The organism is Amycolatopsis rhabdoformis (assembly GCF_035918295.1).
GTDB lineage: Bacteria > Actinomycetota > Actinomycetes > Mycobacteriales > Pseudonocardiaceae > Amycolatopsis > Amycolatopsis rhabdoformis.
In genome coordinates this window covers 8,679,697-8,695,485 of record NZ_CP142149.1, presented here as the reverse complement: position 1 = coordinate 8,695,485, position 15,789 = coordinate 8,679,697, and the positions used below count along the sequence as shown (strand labels likewise).

The 15,789-nt window shown below is 69.5% G+C and carries 12 protein-coding genes; 5 read left to right on the top strand and 7 right to left on the bottom strand.

Translation table 11 applies throughout. The annotated features are described in order from the left end of the window. Positions 1-51 precede the first annotated feature (51 nt). The 4 genes from VSH64_RS40345 to VSH64_RS40330 all read left to right on the top strand — a co-directional run bounded on the left by VSH64_RS40345 (position 52) and on the right by VSH64_RS40330 (position 5,178). Positions 52-498 carry an Lrp/AsnC family transcriptional regulator gene (locus VSH64_RS40345; RefSeq protein WP_326567997.1) on the top strand — a complete coding sequence of 149 codons (447 nt, stop codon included), beginning with the start codon at positions 52-54 and terminating at the stop codon, positions 496-498. A gap of 392 nt (positions 499-890) precedes the next feature. Continuing rightward, positions 891-2,840, top strand: a complete 1,950-nt coding sequence (locus VSH64_RS40340; RefSeq protein WP_326567996.1) for a 2-oxoacid:acceptor oxidoreductase subunit alpha — start codon at positions 891-893, stop codon at positions 2,838-2,840. Then, positions 2,837-3,901 (top strand): 2-oxoacid:ferredoxin oxidoreductase subunit beta, encoded by a 1,065-nt coding sequence (locus VSH64_RS40335; protein WP_326567995.1) that lies wholly within the window; start codon positions 2,837-2,839, stop codon positions 3,899-3,901. The genes VSH64_RS40340 and VSH64_RS40335 overlap by 4 nt, the downstream gene beginning before the upstream one ends. Before the next feature lie 281 nt (positions 3,902-4,182). Continuing rightward, on the top strand, positions 4,183-5,178 hold the full coding sequence (locus tag VSH64_RS40330) for an alpha/beta hydrolase (protein ID WP_326567994.1): 996 nt from the start codon (positions 4,183-4,185) through the stop codon (positions 5,176-5,178). Positions 5,179-5,400: 222 nt separating this feature from the next. On the opposite strand, the gene VSH64_RS40325 is transcribed toward VSH64_RS40330, so the two are convergent. Further along, the gene (locus VSH64_RS40325) at positions 5,401-6,696 is read right to left on the bottom strand and encodes a LapA family protein (RefSeq protein ID WP_326567993.1); all 1,296 of its coding nucleotides are present in this window, start codon (positions 6,694-6,696) and stop codon (positions 5,401-5,403) included. A gap of 14 nt (positions 6,697-6,710) precedes the next feature. Then, positions 6,711-7,760, bottom strand: coding sequence for a polyprenyl synthetase family protein (locus VSH64_RS40320; protein WP_326838169.1), 1,050 nt, complete (start codon positions 7,758-7,760; stop codon positions 6,711-6,713). Between the two features lie 290 nt (positions 7,761-8,050). Between VSH64_RS40320 and VSH64_RS40315 the strand changes: the two genes are divergently transcribed. Further along, on the top strand, positions 8,051-8,701 hold the full coding sequence (locus tag VSH64_RS40315) for a hypothetical protein (protein WP_326567992.1): 651 nt from the start codon (positions 8,051-8,053) through the stop codon (positions 8,699-8,701). 165 nt (positions 8,702-8,866) lie between these two features. On the opposite strand, the gene VSH64_RS40310 is transcribed toward VSH64_RS40315, so the two are convergent. The 5 genes from VSH64_RS40310 to nuoL all read right to left on the bottom strand — a co-directional run bounded on the left by VSH64_RS40310 (position 8,867) and on the right by nuoL (position 15,785). Next, on the bottom strand, positions 8,867-9,577 hold the full coding sequence (locus VSH64_RS40310) for an HNH endonuclease (RefSeq protein ID WP_326567991.1): 711 nt from the start codon (positions 9,575-9,577) through the stop codon (positions 8,867-8,869). Next, positions 9,574-10,653, bottom strand: a complete 1,080-nt coding sequence (locus VSH64_RS40305; protein ID WP_326567990.1) for an AAA family ATPase — start codon at positions 10,651-10,653, stop codon at positions 9,574-9,576. Before VSH64_RS40305 ends, VSH64_RS40310 begins: the two co-directional genes overlap by 4 nt. Before the next feature lie 76 nt (positions 10,654-10,729). Further along, a complete protein-coding gene (gene nuoN, locus VSH64_RS40300; RefSeq protein WP_407655710.1) occupies positions 10,730-12,304 on the bottom strand; it encodes an NADH-quinone oxidoreductase subunit NuoN in 1,575 nt (524 codons plus the stop codon). A gap of 21 nt (positions 12,305-12,325) precedes the next feature. After that, entirely contained in the window at positions 12,326-13,876 is a 1,551-nt protein-coding gene (locus tag VSH64_RS40295) for an NADH-quinone oxidoreductase subunit M (protein WP_326567989.1), read from the bottom strand. Between the two features lies 1 nt (position 13,877). Next, entirely contained in the window at positions 13,878-15,785 is a 1,908-nt protein-coding gene (gene nuoL / locus VSH64_RS40290) for an NADH-quinone oxidoreductase subunit L (RefSeq protein WP_326567988.1), read from the bottom strand. Positions 15,786-15,789 lie beyond the last annotated feature (4 nt).

Below are 15,789 nucleotides of genomic sequence, written 5' to 3'. Positions count from 1 at the left end.
ATCCTGCAATCAATCGCTGTTCGCTGCGCACATACCTGCTAAACATTGCGTGTGAACACCATCGACCAGCGAATCGTTTCCTGCCTGGTGGCCAACGCGCGCTCGAGCTACGCCGAGATCGGCAAAGTCGTGGGGCTCTCGGCCCCGGCGGTGAAGCGCCGCGTCGACCGGCTCCTGGAAACCGGGGTGCTGCGCGGCTTCACCGCGGTCGTCGACCCGGAGGCGCTCGGGTGGGGCACCGAGGCGTTCGTGGAGGTGCACTGCCAGGGCAACGTGACGCCGGCCCGCATCCGCGCGCGGCTCGAACCACTGCCGGAGGTCGTGGCCGCCTACACCGTCTCCGGCTCGGCCGACGCGATCGTGCACCTGCGCGCCGCCGACATCCACCACCTCGAAACCGCGCTCGAACGGCTGCGGGGCTTGGAGATCATCGACCGCACCGTGTCCACGGTGGTGCTCTCGCGGCTGCTCGAACGGCCGCCGAACCCCCAGAGCTGACACCGCGCCGACCGGCAGGACCGGACGCTCATCGGGAACCGGCATGAACTTATCCACATGCCGGGACGCAGGTGCGGGACCAGTCCATTCAGTGGCAAGGTTCCGGCCACAGAGCGGGATTTCGGGCCGTGTGGCCCATCGGTGGGAGACGCGCGTCACTGCGGTTCCCCCGGAAATCCCGTTACCATCAGTTACAGGTAACAAAGGGCGCTCGTGGTGGTGCCGGGCAGGGAAGGCTCCCGATCCGGGTACCCCACACTTCGGGAACTCCCGAGTCCCCGACGAGTAACCTCGGGGGAGGCCTGGTGATCCAGCCGACATCGCCGGGCGGGCGTTTCCCCGGGGGCCGACCCGGGGTCGCAGCACGTCGGGAGAGAGGGATTCCCTGACCCATGAGCACGAGTGCGAACGACGGTCCGGGAAGCACGGCGGCCGGCAACGGCCACAGCAACGCTTCCCTGACCAGCTCGAGGTCCACCGAAGTCAGCAAGCTGGACCGGGTCGTGATCCGGTTCGCCGGTGACTCGGGTGACGGCATGCAGCTGACGGGCGACCGGTTCACGTCCGAGGCCGCGGCCTTCGGCAACGACCTGTCGACGATGCCGAACTTCCCCGCCGAGATCCGCGCGCCACAAGGCACGATCCCGGGTGTCTCGTCGTTCCAGGTGCACTTCGCCGACTACGACATCCTCACCCCCGGCGACCGCCCCGACGTGCTGGTGGCGATGAACCCCGCGGCGCTGAAGGCGAACGTGCGCGACGTCCCGCAGGGCGGCACGATCATCCTCAACACCGACGACTTCACCAAGCGCAACCTCGTGAAGGTCGGGTACGACAACGACCCGCTCGACGACGAGACGCTGTCGGCGTTCCAGGTCCACCGGGTCGCCATGTCGACGCTCACGCAGGGCGCGCTGGCCGACACCGGGCTCGGCAAGAAGGACGCCGAGCGGTGCAAGAACATGTTCGCGCTCGGCCTGCTGTCGTGGATGTACCACCGGCCGACCGAGGGCACCGAGCGGTTCCTGCGCGAGAAGTTCGCGAAGAAGCCGGACATCGCCGAGGCCAACATCCTGGCCTTCCGCGCGGGCTGGAACTACGGCGAGACCACCGAGTCGTTCGCCACCACGTTCGAGGTCGCGCCGGCGAAGCTCGACCAGGGCACCTACCGCCAGATCACCGGCAACACCGCGCTGGCGTACGGGATCGTGGCGGCCGGGCAGCAGTCCGGGCTGCAGATCCTGCTGGGCACCTACCCGATCACCCCGGCGTCGGACATCCTCCACGAGCTGTCCAAGCACAAGAACTACGGCATCATCACGTTCCAGGCCGAGGACGAGATCGCCGGCATCGGCGCGGCGCTGGGCGCCTCGTACGGCGGCGCGCTGGGCGTCACCTCGACCTCGGGCCCGGGCATCGCGCTCAAGTCCGAGACCATCGGGCTCGGCGTGATGACGGAACTGCCGCTGGTGGTCATCGACGTGCAGCGCGGTGGCCCGTCCACCGGTCTGCCGACCAAGACCGAGCAGGCCGACCTGCTGCAGGCGATGTTCGGGCGCAACGGCGAATCGCCGGTGCCGATCATCGCGCCGCTCTCGCCGGCCGACTGCTTCGACGCGGCGATCGAGGCCACGCGGATCGCGCTGAAGTACCGCACGCCGGTGCTGCTGCTGTCCGACGGCGCGATCGCCAACGGGTCCGAGCCGTGGCTCATCCCGAACGTCGAGGACCTGCCCGACCTGCGCGTGGAGTTCGCGCAGGAAGCCAACGCCACTGACGGTTCGGGCGAGTTCTGGCCGTACGTGCGCGATCCGGAGACGCTGGCGCGCGCGTGGGCCGTGCCGGGCACGGCGGGGCTGCAGCACCGCATCGGTGGTCTGGAGAAGGCCGACGGCACCGGGCACATCTCCTACGACCCCGACAACCACGAGAAGATGGTGCGGCTGCGCCAGGCCAAGGTCGACGGCATCGACGTGCCCGACCTCGTGGTCGACGACCCCTCGGGCGGCAAGGCCCGCGTGCTCGCGCTGGGCTGGGGCTCGTCCTACGGCCCGATCGGCGCGGCCTGCCGGCGCGTGCGCAAGCTCGGCATGCCGATCGCGCAGGCGCACCTGCGTCACCTCAACCCGCTGCCCGCCAACCTGGGTGACGTGCTGCGGTCCTACGACAAGGTCGTGGTGCCGGAGATGAACCTGGGCCAGCTCGCGCTGCTGCTGCGCGGGAAGTTCCTGGTGGACATCCACTCCTACACCAAGGTCGCGGGCCTGCCGTTCAAGGCCGAGGAGCTGCAGGACGTGTTCGCCGAAATCATCACCAGTCATGTCCCGGAGGGCGTCAAGTGACCGCCATCGACCTCGGACTGCCGCAGCTCGGTGGTCTGGACCTCGTCCCCACGAGCGAAGAGCCGCAGAAGGCCAAGGACTACAAGTCCGACCAGGAAGTGCGCTGGTGCCCCGGCTGCGGTGACTACGTGGTGCTCAACGCCGTGCAGTCGTTCCTGCCGACGCTGGGCCTCAAGCGCGAGAACATCGTGTTCATCTCGGGCATCGGCTGCTCGTCGCGCTTCCCGTACTACCTCAACACCTACGGCATGCACTCGATCCACGGCCGCGCGCCGTCGATCGCGACCGGCCTGGCCACCACGCGCCCGGACCTGTCGGTGTGGGTCGTGACCGGCGACGGCGACGCGCTCTCCATCGGCGGCAACCACCTGATCCACGCGCTGCGCCGCAACGTGAACATCAAGATCCTGCTGTTCAACAACCGGATCTACGGCCTCACCAAGGGCCAGTACTCGCCGACCTCGGGCCAGGGCATGGTCACCAAGTCCACGCCCATGGGTTCGGTGGACACGCCGTTCAACCCGCTGTCGCTGGCCATCGGCGCCGAGGCGTCGTTCGTGGGCCGCGCGATGGACTCCGACCGCAAGGGCCTCACCGAGGTCCTCGAAGCCGCGGCGCGCCACCGCGGTTCCGCCGTGGTCGAGATCTACCAGAACTGCCCCATCTTCAACGACGGCGCCTTCGACGTGCTGAAGGACAAGGACGAAGCCGCTTCCCGGCTGATCCCGCTCACGGCCGGCGAACCCATCCGCTTCGGCGCGGAAGGCGAATTCGGCGTCCGCCGCGGCGACTGGGGCGGCCTCGACATCGCCAAGGTCAGCGACATCGGCGAGGACAACCTGGTCGTCCACGACCCGACGATCACCGACACGTCCTACGCCTTCGCGTTGAGCCGCCTCGGCGACCAGAACCTCAACCACGTCCCCACGGGCATCCTGCGCTCCGTCGAACGCCCCACCTACGACGACGGCGCCCGCGCCCAGGTGGAAGAGGCGCGCGCCGCCCGCAAGCCCGACTTGCAGGGTCTGTTGCGAGGCAAGGACACCTGGACTGTGGTCTAGTCTCCAGCAACGAAAAAGCGCCTCCCCGTGTTTCTGCACGGGGAGGCGCTTTTTCTGCACAGGTCACGGTTTCCGGTGCCGTCCACACCACTTCCGGTGCCCGTTTCTCCTCATCGCGGTTCGGCCGGCGACCGCACTCCGTTCCCCCGAAATACCATCGCGATCGCGGTTCGCTCTTCGCCGCCCGAGCCACAAGCAAGCCTTTCGCCCGCTGTTCGTCCACTGTGGAGACAAAACCGGCGGAGGTGAGGCAGTGGAAACAGACCTGTGGAGGCAGACCTGTGGATTACGTCCTCGACCCCGAACTGGCCGCCGTGGCCCCGATGATCCCGGCGCTCGATTTCTCCGATGTGGCGGGAGTACGAGCGGTGGCCAAGGCCGCGATGGAAGCCGGTCAAGAGTACGTGTCGGAGCGGCCGCTGAGCGTCGAAGACGTGGTGCTTCCGGCAAACCAGGATGCGCCGGAGTTACGGCTGCGCGTGTACGCACCCGTGGACCGCGAAGGCGCCATCCCCGGGCTGTTGTACCTCCACGGCGGTGGATTCGTGACGGGTGAGCTGTCCAGCGTGGACAACCAGTGCCGGCGGACCGCCGACCAGACCGGTGTCGCGGTGGTCAACGTGGGCTACCGGCTGGCGCCGGAGAACCCCTACCCCGCCGCTCTCGACGATTGTCACCGCGCCCTCGGCTGGCTGGCCGGCGAAGCGGGCCGATCGCGCGGCATCGATCCGGCGCGCCTCGGTGTCCTCGGCGAGAGCTCCGGAGGTGGGCTGGCGGCGGCGCTGGCGCTGGTCGCCAAGGACCGCGGCGGGCCCGCGCTGGCCGCGCAGTTCCTCGACGCACCCACGGTGGACGACCGGCTGGGTACCGACTCCATGCGCGATCTTCCCGGCACCCCGACCTGGAACGCGGCGAATTCGCCCTACAGCTGGCAGTACTACCTCGGCGACATCGCGCGCGGCGGCCCGGACGTACCGGCGTACGCGGCCCCGGCCCGCGCGAAGGTCGAGCACCTCGTCGGCCTGCCTCCCGCGTGGGTCAGCGCCTACCAGGTGGATCCCACCCGCGACGAGGGCCTCGACTACGCCCGCCACTTGATCGAAGCCGGCGTGCCGACCGAGCTGCACCACTACGCCGGTGCCTTCCACCTCGCCCACTTCATCCCCGGCACCACCATCGGCGAGCGCCTCCTGACCGCCCGCCTCGACGCCATCCGCCGCCTCCTGCCCACCCCCGCCGGCCGAGCGCCCCAGCCCCCACGCCCCACCGCCCCCTAGGGCTCCTGGGATTCCGCGGTTCTCCGCTTCCAGACCTGGCACGCCTAGCCCGAACGCAACCCCACCGCGAGATCGCGCCGGTTTCTTCTCGGCCGATGTGGGCGGCCCCCCGGGCCGACCATGTCGGCCGAGAAGGAGCCGGCTTGAGGCGATCTCGCCCGCCCCGCCGGAGGCGGGGCCAAAACACAGCTTTCTTGACTGCCCCGGCGCAGCCGCAGGCAATCAAGAAAGCGGTCGGAAGCCAACTCGTTCTGCATCGGCGGAACTGCGGAACCAGACTTCCGCGACCATCCGCGGGAACTGCGGTGATTCCTCAGTGCAATACCGCAGCGCGGTGACGCTGGCCTTGACCGTGAAGGCGTCCGAGGGGCGGCCGCCGCCGGGGCGGGGCATGGCCGAGCCCGGGCCGAAGGGGCCGGGGGGTACGGAGTCCTCGGGGGTGTCGCGGGCCGGGGGTGGTTCCGGGGCGGCCAGGGCGGCGACCTGGTTGGGCTGCACCGAGGGCTCGAACAGCGAACCGCTGTGGGCGCCGGTGAGGTCGGGTTCGCGGCGTTCGACCGAGCGCATCGACGGCTGGATCGGCTGGGGCGGGTCGAAGCCGCCGCGGGGGGATTCGCGGGGCTGGCGCTTGGGCAGGCCGCCGGATTCGGCCGGTTCCTCAGTGGACTCTTCGAGGTCCTCGGCCGGGGCGGCCACGGCGACCGGCGCCGGCGTGAGGTGCTCGGTGGACTCCGGCTCGTCGAGGTAGTCGCCGCCCGGCGGCTCTTCGAACGGCGAGCGGTCGGGCAGTTCCTTCGAGAACCAGTCCGATTCGGACTGTTCGGCCGCCGGCTGGAACAGCGACACGGGCTCGTCGGCCGCCGGCTCGGGGCGGCTTTCGAACGAGGCCGGTTCCAGCGTGCCGGCGAGGGGTTCGAGCGGGCTCTCGAACGGTTCCACCGCGCGGTGGTAGCCGCTGCCGGTGTCGTTGTCGGCGGTCTCGAACTCGTCGACGCCGTGGTGGTACCCGCTGTCGGGTTCCCGCGAGACCGGGCTGAGGTACTCGGTGGCGGCGGCGCGGTACATCGAGCCACTGTCGACGGACGACACCGCGGAAGCCTCGGAAAGCTCCGGCTCCGCATCGGGCTCCGGCGCGGTGCGGTACTCGGCGTCGTACTCCGCCTCCGGGTCGAACCCGGCGGGCGGCGCGGCGGCGATCAGCTCGGTCGGCGCGTGCTCGCGCTCGTCGCGGGTCCACGCCGGCTCGCGGTCGGGCTCGGCGAAGCCGGACGAGAACGAGTCCACCGGCTCCGGTTCTTCGGGGGCGGCGACCGGCGGCAGCACCGACGTGCGGCCCGACGCGGCGAGCGCGGCGGCGTTGGCGGGGGTGCGCGCGTTTTCGGCGTGCGCGGACGCCAGCGCCTCTTCCAGCTCACGAACGCGCTTGCGCGCAGGTACCACGAGGACCAACCAGGCCACGAGCGCGCCGACGAAAAACGCCAGCAGACTCCACAGCCAGACTTGTCCGAAAATGGACATCTCTTTTGCCCCTTTTAATGCGTCCGCGCGACCAGGTAGTCGGCGACCGACTCGCAAGCGTCACGGGCAGGGGAAGCGGGCAGCGCTGCGAGCTCGGCACGTGCCCGGGAAGCGTAGTCGGAAAGGGTGACGCGCGCGCGTTCGAGTCCACTCGAACGCCGCAGCAGCTCGAGGGCCTCTTCGACCACCTCGTCCTCGGCGATCGGGCCCGCCAGCAGCTCCACGAGCCGCGGGTCGGTGTCCGGGTCGGCCAGCGCGTAGAGCATGGGCAGCGTGCGCACGCCTTCGCGCAGGTCCGTGCCCTGAGCCTTGCCGAGCTCGTCGGACGGCGACGCGATGTCGATGATGTCGTCGGAGATCTGGAACGCGGTGCCGATGATGTCGCCGAAGCGGCGCAGCGCCTGGATGTACTCCTCCGGCGCGCCGGACATCATGCCGCCGAAGCGCCCGGACGTCGCGATCAGCGAGCCGGTCTTCTGCGCGATCACGGTGAGGTAGTGCTCCACCGGGTCGTCGCCGGGGCCAGGGCCCACGGTCTCGCGCATCTGGCCGGTCACGAGCTCGCCGAACGTCTCGGCGATGATCCGCGCCGCGTCCGTGCCGAGGTCGGCCACCAGGCGCGAGGCGTGGGCGAAGAGGAAGTCGCCGGTGAGGATCGCGACGGTGTTGTCCCAGCGCGCGTTCACGCTCTCCGCGCCGCGCCGCATGGTCGCCTCGTCCATCACGTCGTCGTGGTAGAGCGTGGCCAGGTGCACCAGCTCCACCGCGGCGGCCGCGATGAGCACGTGGTCACCCTGACGCGGCCCGAACTGCGCCGACAGCAGCGTGAACAGGGGACGAAAACGTTTGCCCCCCGCCTCGACCAGGTGCAACGCCGCGTCGTGCACCGCCTGCACATCGCTCTTCACGACGTCCCGCAGCATCGCCTCGACGTCCGCCAGCCCGCCGGCGATCGCCCTCAGGAGCTTCTCGTCCTCGATCTGCAGCCCGACGGTCGCGCGGAGGTCCTCGACGGCGCCATCCCGCGCAGCGGGGGCTCCCGCCCCCGGGGGTGGTGAAGACACAGACACGTCGGCTCCGCTCTCTCATGCGCCGGTCGGGTTATCCGGCTTTCAGAGTAGTGGCTACCCCTGGTACGCCGTTTACCCGCTGTCCAGGGGAAACGGTGACGAACATGACACCGGAGGGCAAGCCGGTCGGAGAAGTCAAGGCCGACCCACGAACGGATTGATTCCCCGGCACGGACGAGTGATCGACGCGCGAGGGCGCAACAGGCGAATCGGGCGCGCGGATATTCACTCAGTGGGAGTTCGCCGGCGTGGTCCGAGCGGCTTGAGTGCAGGGAGGTCAGGACATGCTGAAGAACGTGAAGACGGGGCTCGTCGCGGCGGTGGTGATGGCGGGGAGCGTGGTCGCCGGCGGGGTGGCACACGCGCAGACGCCCGCGGGCGCGGCTGACCTCGGGGAGGCGAGCTTCACCAAGGGCTCGACCACGGTGACGGTGCCGACGCTGGCGCCGTGCACGGTGGAGGGGCCGACCAGCGCTTCGTCGGGCTCGGTGAGCAAGACCGGCCTGAGCTGGGGCGGTGGCACGTCCTCGTGCACCACCACGGTCGTCGACCCCGACAACGACACCACCAGCACCAAGTCCACCGCCACGGGCAAGAACTTCGAGCTCTCGGCCCTGGTCAGCGCCGGCGGTCCGCGCATCCGCCTGGCGAGCTACACCGTCACGTGCGACGCCGTGCAGCGCCAGACCAGCGCCAACTGGACGTTCAGCGGCCTGGCCGGCATCACCGGCCTGCCGTCGCCGGTGCCGTCGGGCTACACGAAGCCGATCACGAAGGCGGGTGGGACCGTCCTCGCGAACGCGGTTTTCAACACCCAGACCCTGCCCGGCGACGGCAGCATCAGCTTGACCATGCTGCGCATTGATTTCCTCCCGGCTTCGGGCATCACAGGCTCCGTCACCGTCGGTCGCACTGCGTGCTCCCCGACGCCGTAATTTGGCGTCGGCTCCGCCGCCGCGGGCGAGATCGCCTCAAGCCGGCTCCTTCCCACCCGACATGGTCGGCCCGGGGGGCCGCCCACATCGGGTGGGAAGAAACCGGCGCGATCTCGCGCCGTGGTCGGCAAGATCGGTTGCGATTTCCTCGGCCGCATCGGTAAATCAGGCGAGGAGTTCGGCGCGGAGGTCGGGGTTGCGGAGCAGGTCGAGGAGGGCCGGGTCGGTGAAGATGCGGGGAGCGCCCGGGAGCTGGGACTGGCGGAGCATGGCGTGCAGGACGTCGGCGTGGGGCTGGTCGCGCAGGGTCCAGATGGCGCGGCGGCGCACGGGCGGCGTGCCGAGCCACCAGTGGGTCACCAGGGCGGCCACCTGGTCCACGGCGGCGGCGCGCCCGCGTTCCAGCAGAGGGCGGTTCAGGCCGCACACCTCGATGGTCGCGCGACCCTTGTCCGTCAACGCTCGGTAGGTGCCGATGGACAGCACCAGGAACAGGTGGTCCAGCGGGTCCTCGGCGGTCGGGTCGATGAGCAACGGCCGACCCGCGGCGTCGAGCGGGAAGCGGTCACGTTTGTGGTGGCTGTTGCAGTACTCGCACGCCAGCAGGTGGTTCAGCCAGTCGAACGCGCGGTGCGGCGCCCGCGCCACCGGTTCGAAGTGGTCCACAGTGGACCCGAGGCCGTCGCCGCAGTACATGCAGTAGCCGCGGCCCGAGGCCATCGAGGCCAGCGCGGCGCGGATCGAGCGGCGGGCGCCGCGGGCGGAAGTCCACAAGCGACGCGCGGTTTTGTTGTCCCCGGGCGGAATCCGCGAGGTCAGCCGCGACAGCTCCGAGGCCACCACGGCGGGCAGCGCCACCCGGCGCAGCTCGATCACCGGTCGTCGAAGTGGCGCGTGATGTCGTCGACGCGGCTCGGTGGTGAGCTGCTCAGACGGTCGCGCAGCTGCTCCCACTCGCGCACGCCGTCGGGGTCCGCCCGGCCCGTCGCCACGAGCAGCTCCAGCTCGGCGAGGTGCTCGCGCAGCTCCACGGCGCGCGGGGAGTACGGGGTGTCGAGCCCGAAGAGGTCCGACAGCACGGCGTCGTCACCACTGCCGTAGACCACGCGCTGGTACAGCTCGTCGGACACCACCCGCGGCGGCTCCTGCTCGTCCGGCCCCGGCAGCCGGATGAGCCCGCCGGGATCGGCCGCCTGGCACACGTACGGGCTGTGCGTGCTCACCACGAACTGGATCCGCGGGAAGTGCGCCTTCAGCCACGGCCCGATCCGCTTCTGCCACGACACGTGCAGGTGCGCGTCGACCTCGTCGATCAGCACCACGCCCGACGCGTTGATCCCGAGGCCGGCGTCGGCGAGCTGGCGCACGAGGTCGACGACCAGCGCCGTGACCGTGCGGTAGCCGTCGCTCATCTCGCGCAGCGGGAACCGGTCGCCGCGGTAGGACACCCACAGGCCGTCGGAGTCGACGTCGCGCACGCGGTAGCCGTCAGGGAGCAGGCCGTCGGCCAGTAGCGCGAGCACCGAGTCCTTCAGCTCCCGCGCGCCCGCCTTGCCTTCCAGCGCACGCAGGTGCTGGTTGATCAGCCACGCCACCCCTTCGGCCAGCGAAGCGTCTTCGCTGAACAAGCTCGCCACCCGCGCGAACTCGCCGCGCATCAGCGACTGCGCCTCGGGCGCTCCCCCGGCCAGCCGCCGGAACGGGCCGTAACCAGCACAGAACGCCGGCCCCTCGCCCACCACGTCGACGTCGATCGAGCTGCCCTCGGCCACCAGGCTCTCGGCGAACGGCGGCTGCACGAGCGCCTGAGCCAGCGCCCGCAGGAACGTGGTCTTGCCCGACCCGTTGCGCCCCGCCAGCACCGTCCAGCCCGGCCCCGGCAGCCTCAGGTCCACCGTGCGGGCACCACGGAACCCCAGGACGTCCGTGATCCGCACCCGCTCGATGTGCACGTCAACAAGCATATCGGCCCAGACAAGAAGAAAGCCGCCACGAAAACTTCCGTGACGGCCTTCAACCCGAAAGAACCTACGAAGCGAAGCCGCCCGAGCTCGCCCACGACAGCGCGAACGAAGGCACCAGACCCAGCACCAGCGTCACCACCACGCCGAGCGTGATCGCCGCCGTCGTGAAGCCACCGGGGATCGCGACCGTCGGGCCGTCGGCCGCCGGCTCCGAGAAGTACATCAGCACGATCACGCGCAGGTAGAAGAACGCGGCCACCGCGCTGAACACCAGCGCGATCACCACCAGCGGTGCCATGCCGTCGGACAGCGCGGCCGAGAACACCACGAACTTGCCCACGAACCCACTGGTCAGCGGGATACCGGCCAGCGCCAGCAGCAGGAACGTGAACACCCCGGCCAGCACCGGCGAGCGTTTCGCCAGCCCCGCCCAGGCGGACAGGTGCGTGGCCTCGCCGCTGGAGTCGCGGACCAGGCTGATCACGCCGAACGCGGCCAGCGTGGTGAAGCCGTAGGCCAGCAGGTAGAACAGCGTGCTGGACAGGCCGTCCTCGGTCATCGCGATCGCACCCACGAGCAGGAAGCCCGCGTGGGCGATCGAGGAGTACGCGATCATGCGCTTCACATCGGTCTGCGTGAGGCCGAGGATCGCGCCGATCGCCATCGAGATGATCGCCACCGCCCACAGCACCCCGCGCCACTCCCAGCTCGTGGAAGAGAACGCGACCGACAGCACGCGCAGGATGGCGCCGAACGCGGCGACCTTCGTGCACGCCGCCATGAAGCCGGTGACCGGGGTCGGCGCGCCCTGGTAGACGTCGGGCGTCCAGGTGTGGAACGGGCCGACCGAGCCCTTGAACAGCAGGCCCACCACGAGCAGGCCGAGGCCCGCGAACAGCAGCGTGTCAGAGCGGTCCGAGCCGGCCGCGGCGTTGGCGATGTCGCCGAGCTTCACGGAGTTCGCGTAGCCGTAGAGCAGCGCGAGGCCGTAGAGGAAAAACGCCGAGGAGAACGCGCCGAGCAGGAAGTACTTGACCGCCGACTCCTGCGAGATGAGCCGGCGCCGCCGGGCCAGGCCGCACATCAGGTACAGCGGCAGGCTCAGCACCTCGAGCGCGATGAACATGGTGAGCAGGTCGTTGGCCGCGGTGAAGGCCATCATGCCGCCGAGCGCGAAGAGCGTGAGCGGGAAGACCTCGGTCTGCGACGTCACCGTGCCCACCGCCTGTGCGCGGTCCTGCACGGTGCCGGGGCTGATCGCGGCCTGCGCCACGAACGCGCCGCCGGGCTCCACCTTGCGGTCGGCGATGAGGAACACCGCGCCGAGGCCCAGCAGGAGCAGCGTGCCCCAGAGGAACAGCGACGGGACGTCCACCGAGATCGCACCGGCGAACGTGGTCACGCCCGCCTTTGGCGCGTCGCCGGTGGCGTACTTGATCAGCGCGACGCCCGAGGCGACGATCGCGATCAGAGTCACGAAGACCTGCGCGTGCCAGCGCGAGGACTTCGGCGCGAACGCCTCCACCAGCACGCTGACGCACGCGACGCCGAAGATGATCAGCAGCGGCAGCACGGCCGCGTAGTCGACCGAAGGTGTCGCCACCTGCGCGGTCGGAGCCTGTGCCAGCACAGGCTCGATCAGGACACTGTCGAGCACGGTTTACTTGCCTCCCTGCACGGCAGACAACGTCGCCTGCACCGACGGGGTGATCGTGTCGAGCAACGGCTTGGGGTAGAAGCCCAAACCGATGATCAGGATGACCATGGGGGCGAGGATCGCGATCTCGCGCCCACCGAGGTCCTTGATGGCCTTCTTGGCCCCGAGCTCCGGCGCGATCGCCGTGCCCGGTCCTCCGCCGACCCCGACGAGCGCGTCGCCGCGCACCGGGCCCTGCATGATCCGCTGGTAGAGCCACAGCACGTAGGCCGCGGCCAGCACCATGCCCACGGTCGCGATGATCGTGTACACCGGCTGGGTCACGAAGGAGCCCAGCAGCACCAGCAGTTCACTGACGAACGAGTTGGTGCCCGGCAGCGACAGCGCGGACAGACCGGCGATCAGCAGCATCCCGCCGAGCAGCGGGGTCACCTTCGCCATGCCGCCGTAGTCGGAGATCCGCGTGGACCCGCCGCGCGCCACGATCAGGCCGATCACGACGATCAGCATCCCGGTCGAGAGGCTGTGGTTGAGCATGTACGAGACCGAGCCGATCATCGCCTGCTCGTTGAAGGCGAAGATGCCCAGCGAGATGAAGCCGAAGTGGGCGATCGACACGTAGGCGATGAACCGCTTCATGTCCGACTGCCCCGCGGCCAGGATCGACCCGTAGATCACGCCGATCACCGAGAGCACCAGCACCAGCGGCGCCAGCGTCTTGCTCGCCTCGGGGAACATCGGCAGGCAGTAGCGCAGGAAGCCGAACGTGCCGACCTTGTCGAGCACACCCACCAGCAGCACCGCGACGCCGATCGGGGCCTGGCCCGCGGCGTCCGGGAGCCAGGTGTGGAACGGCACCAGCGGCGCCTTGATCGCGAACGCGAGGAAGAAGCCGAGGAACAGCCACACCTGCGTGCCGGTGGGGGCTTCGCGTACGACCGTGACCAGCGTGGCCCAATCGAACGTGCCCTTGCCGAGCTTGTCGGCGGCCAGCGAGTACGCGCCGATCGCCGAGGCCAGCATGATCAGGCCGCCGAGGAACGAGTAGAGGAAGAACTTCACGGCCGCGTACTGCCGGTTCGCGCCGCCGTAGCCGCCGATCAGGAAGTACATCGGGATCAGCATGATCTCGAACAGCACGTAGAAGAGGAACACGTCGGTGGCCGCGAAGACGCCGATCGTGATCGCTTCCTGCAGCAGGATCAGCGACAGGAACCCGCCGGCGCTGCGGCCGGCCGGGAGCTTGTCGGTGAGCCCGAGCGCACCCACGACGATCGGCACGAGCAGCGCGATCACCGCGATCATGATCAGCGAGATGCCGTCGGTGCCGAACGAGATGTGGATGCCGAAGGCCGGGATCCAGTCCATCGTGGTGGCCTGCTGGATCCGGTCTCCCGAGGGCGAGTAGCTCGCCCAGAACGGGATGATCAGCAGGAACTCCACAATGGACACGACGAGCGCGGTCGCGATCGCGGCCCGGTCGTTCCCCTTGAGGAACGCCAGCACCAGCGAGCCGACCAGCGGCAGCAGGATGAGCGCCAGGAGCCAAGTCATGTCAGGAGAACCTCACCAGCAGAAGGGCCACCAGAAGCAGGAACGTGCCGCCGAGCATGGACAGCGCGTACGACCGGACGAACCCGGTCTGCAAGCGCCGCAACCGGCCGGACCCGCCGCCCAGGGCCGCGGCGAGGCCGTTGACCGCCCCGTCGACCCCGCGGTTGTCGACGTACACCAGCGCCCGCGCGAGCCAGGTGCCCGGACGGGCGACCAGCGTCTCGTTGAGGGCGTTGCCGTACAGGTCCTTGCGCGCCGCCCGGACGACCCAGGAGACGTTTTGCGGGCGCTCGACCGGGATGTCGCGCGAGGGCCGGAAGACCAGCACCGCCACGAGCACGCCGAGCGCGGCGAGCACGAGGGTGGCCGCCGGGACCGTCCACGCCGGGATCGGCGTGTGCTCGGCCTCGTGGTACGCGCCGACGGTCGGGGCCAGCCAGTTTTCGAACCGGTCCCCGATCGCGAAGAACGCACCCGAGCCGACCGAGCCGATCGCCAGGATCACCATCGGGACCCACATGATCGGCTTGGACTCGTGCGGGTGGAAGTCGCGTCCGTCGGAGCTCTTGATCTCCTTCCAGCGCGACTTGCCGAAGAAGGTCATCATCATCAGGCGCGTCATGTAGAACGCGGTGAGCCCGGCGCCGATCACGGTCGCGAGACCGAACACCCAGCCCCGCCAGCCTTCCTGGCCGAACGCGGCTTCGATGATCGCGTCCTTGGTGTAGTAGCCGGCGAGGAACGGGAAGCCGATCAGCGCGAGGTAACCGAGGCCGAAGGTGACGAAGGTGATCGGCATCTTCTTGTACAGGCCGCCGAACTTGCGCATGTCGACCTCGTCGTTCATGCCGTGCATGACCGAACCGGCCCCGAGGAACAGCCCGGCCTTGAAGAAGCCGTGGGCCACGAGGTGCATGATGCCCAGCGCGTAGATGCCCGGGCCGAGACCCACGGCCAGCATCATGTAGCCGATCTGGCTCACGGTGGAGTACGCGAGCACCTTCTTGATGTCGTCGTAGGCACAACCGACGATGCACCCGATCAGCAGCGTGACCGCGCCGACCAGCGTCACGACCAGGCGGCCGTCCGGCGTCGCGGAGAAGATCACGTTGGAGCGGGCGACCAGGTACACGCCCGCGGTGACCATCGTTGCCGCGTGGATGAGGGCCGAGACCGGGGTCGGGCCCTCCATCGCGTCGGGCAACCAGGCCTGCAGCGGGAACTGGCCCGACTTACCGCAGGCGCCGAGCAGCAGCAGGATCGCGATCGCGGTGATCGCGGCCGGCGGGATCTGCCCGTTGGTGAGGCCCTCGAAGACCTGGGTGTAGCCGGTCGAGCCGGTGTACTTGAACATCAGGAAGATCGCCAGCGCGAGCCCGACGTCGCCGACGCGGTTCATCAGGAACGCCTTCTTCGCGGCCGTGGCCGCGGACGGGCGGTTCTGGTACCAGCCGATGAGCAGGTACGACGCGAGACCCACGCCTTCCCAGCCGAGATACAGCGTCACGAAGCTGTTGCCCAGCACCAGGATCAGCATCGACGCGACGAAGAGGTTCAGGTACGCGAAGAAGCGGTACCGGCCTTCGTCGTCGGCCATGTAGCCGATCGAGTAGAAGTGGATCAGCATGCCGACGCCGGTGATCAGCAGCGTGAACGTGAGCGACAGCGCGTCGATGCGCAGCCCGAAGTCCACTTGGAGCTGACCCGCGGGGATCCACGAGTACAGGTTGACGTTCTCGGTCGCGCTGCCGTTCGTGGAGAAGTACAGGATCACGGCGTACACGAAGGCCAAGGCGACGGTGGCGGTGCCGAGCAGGTGCCCCCACGCCTTCGCCTTTTTCCCGGCCAGCAGGAGGATCAGGGCGCCGAGGGCCGGAAGGGCCACCAGCAGCCACGATGATGCGGTCACACCT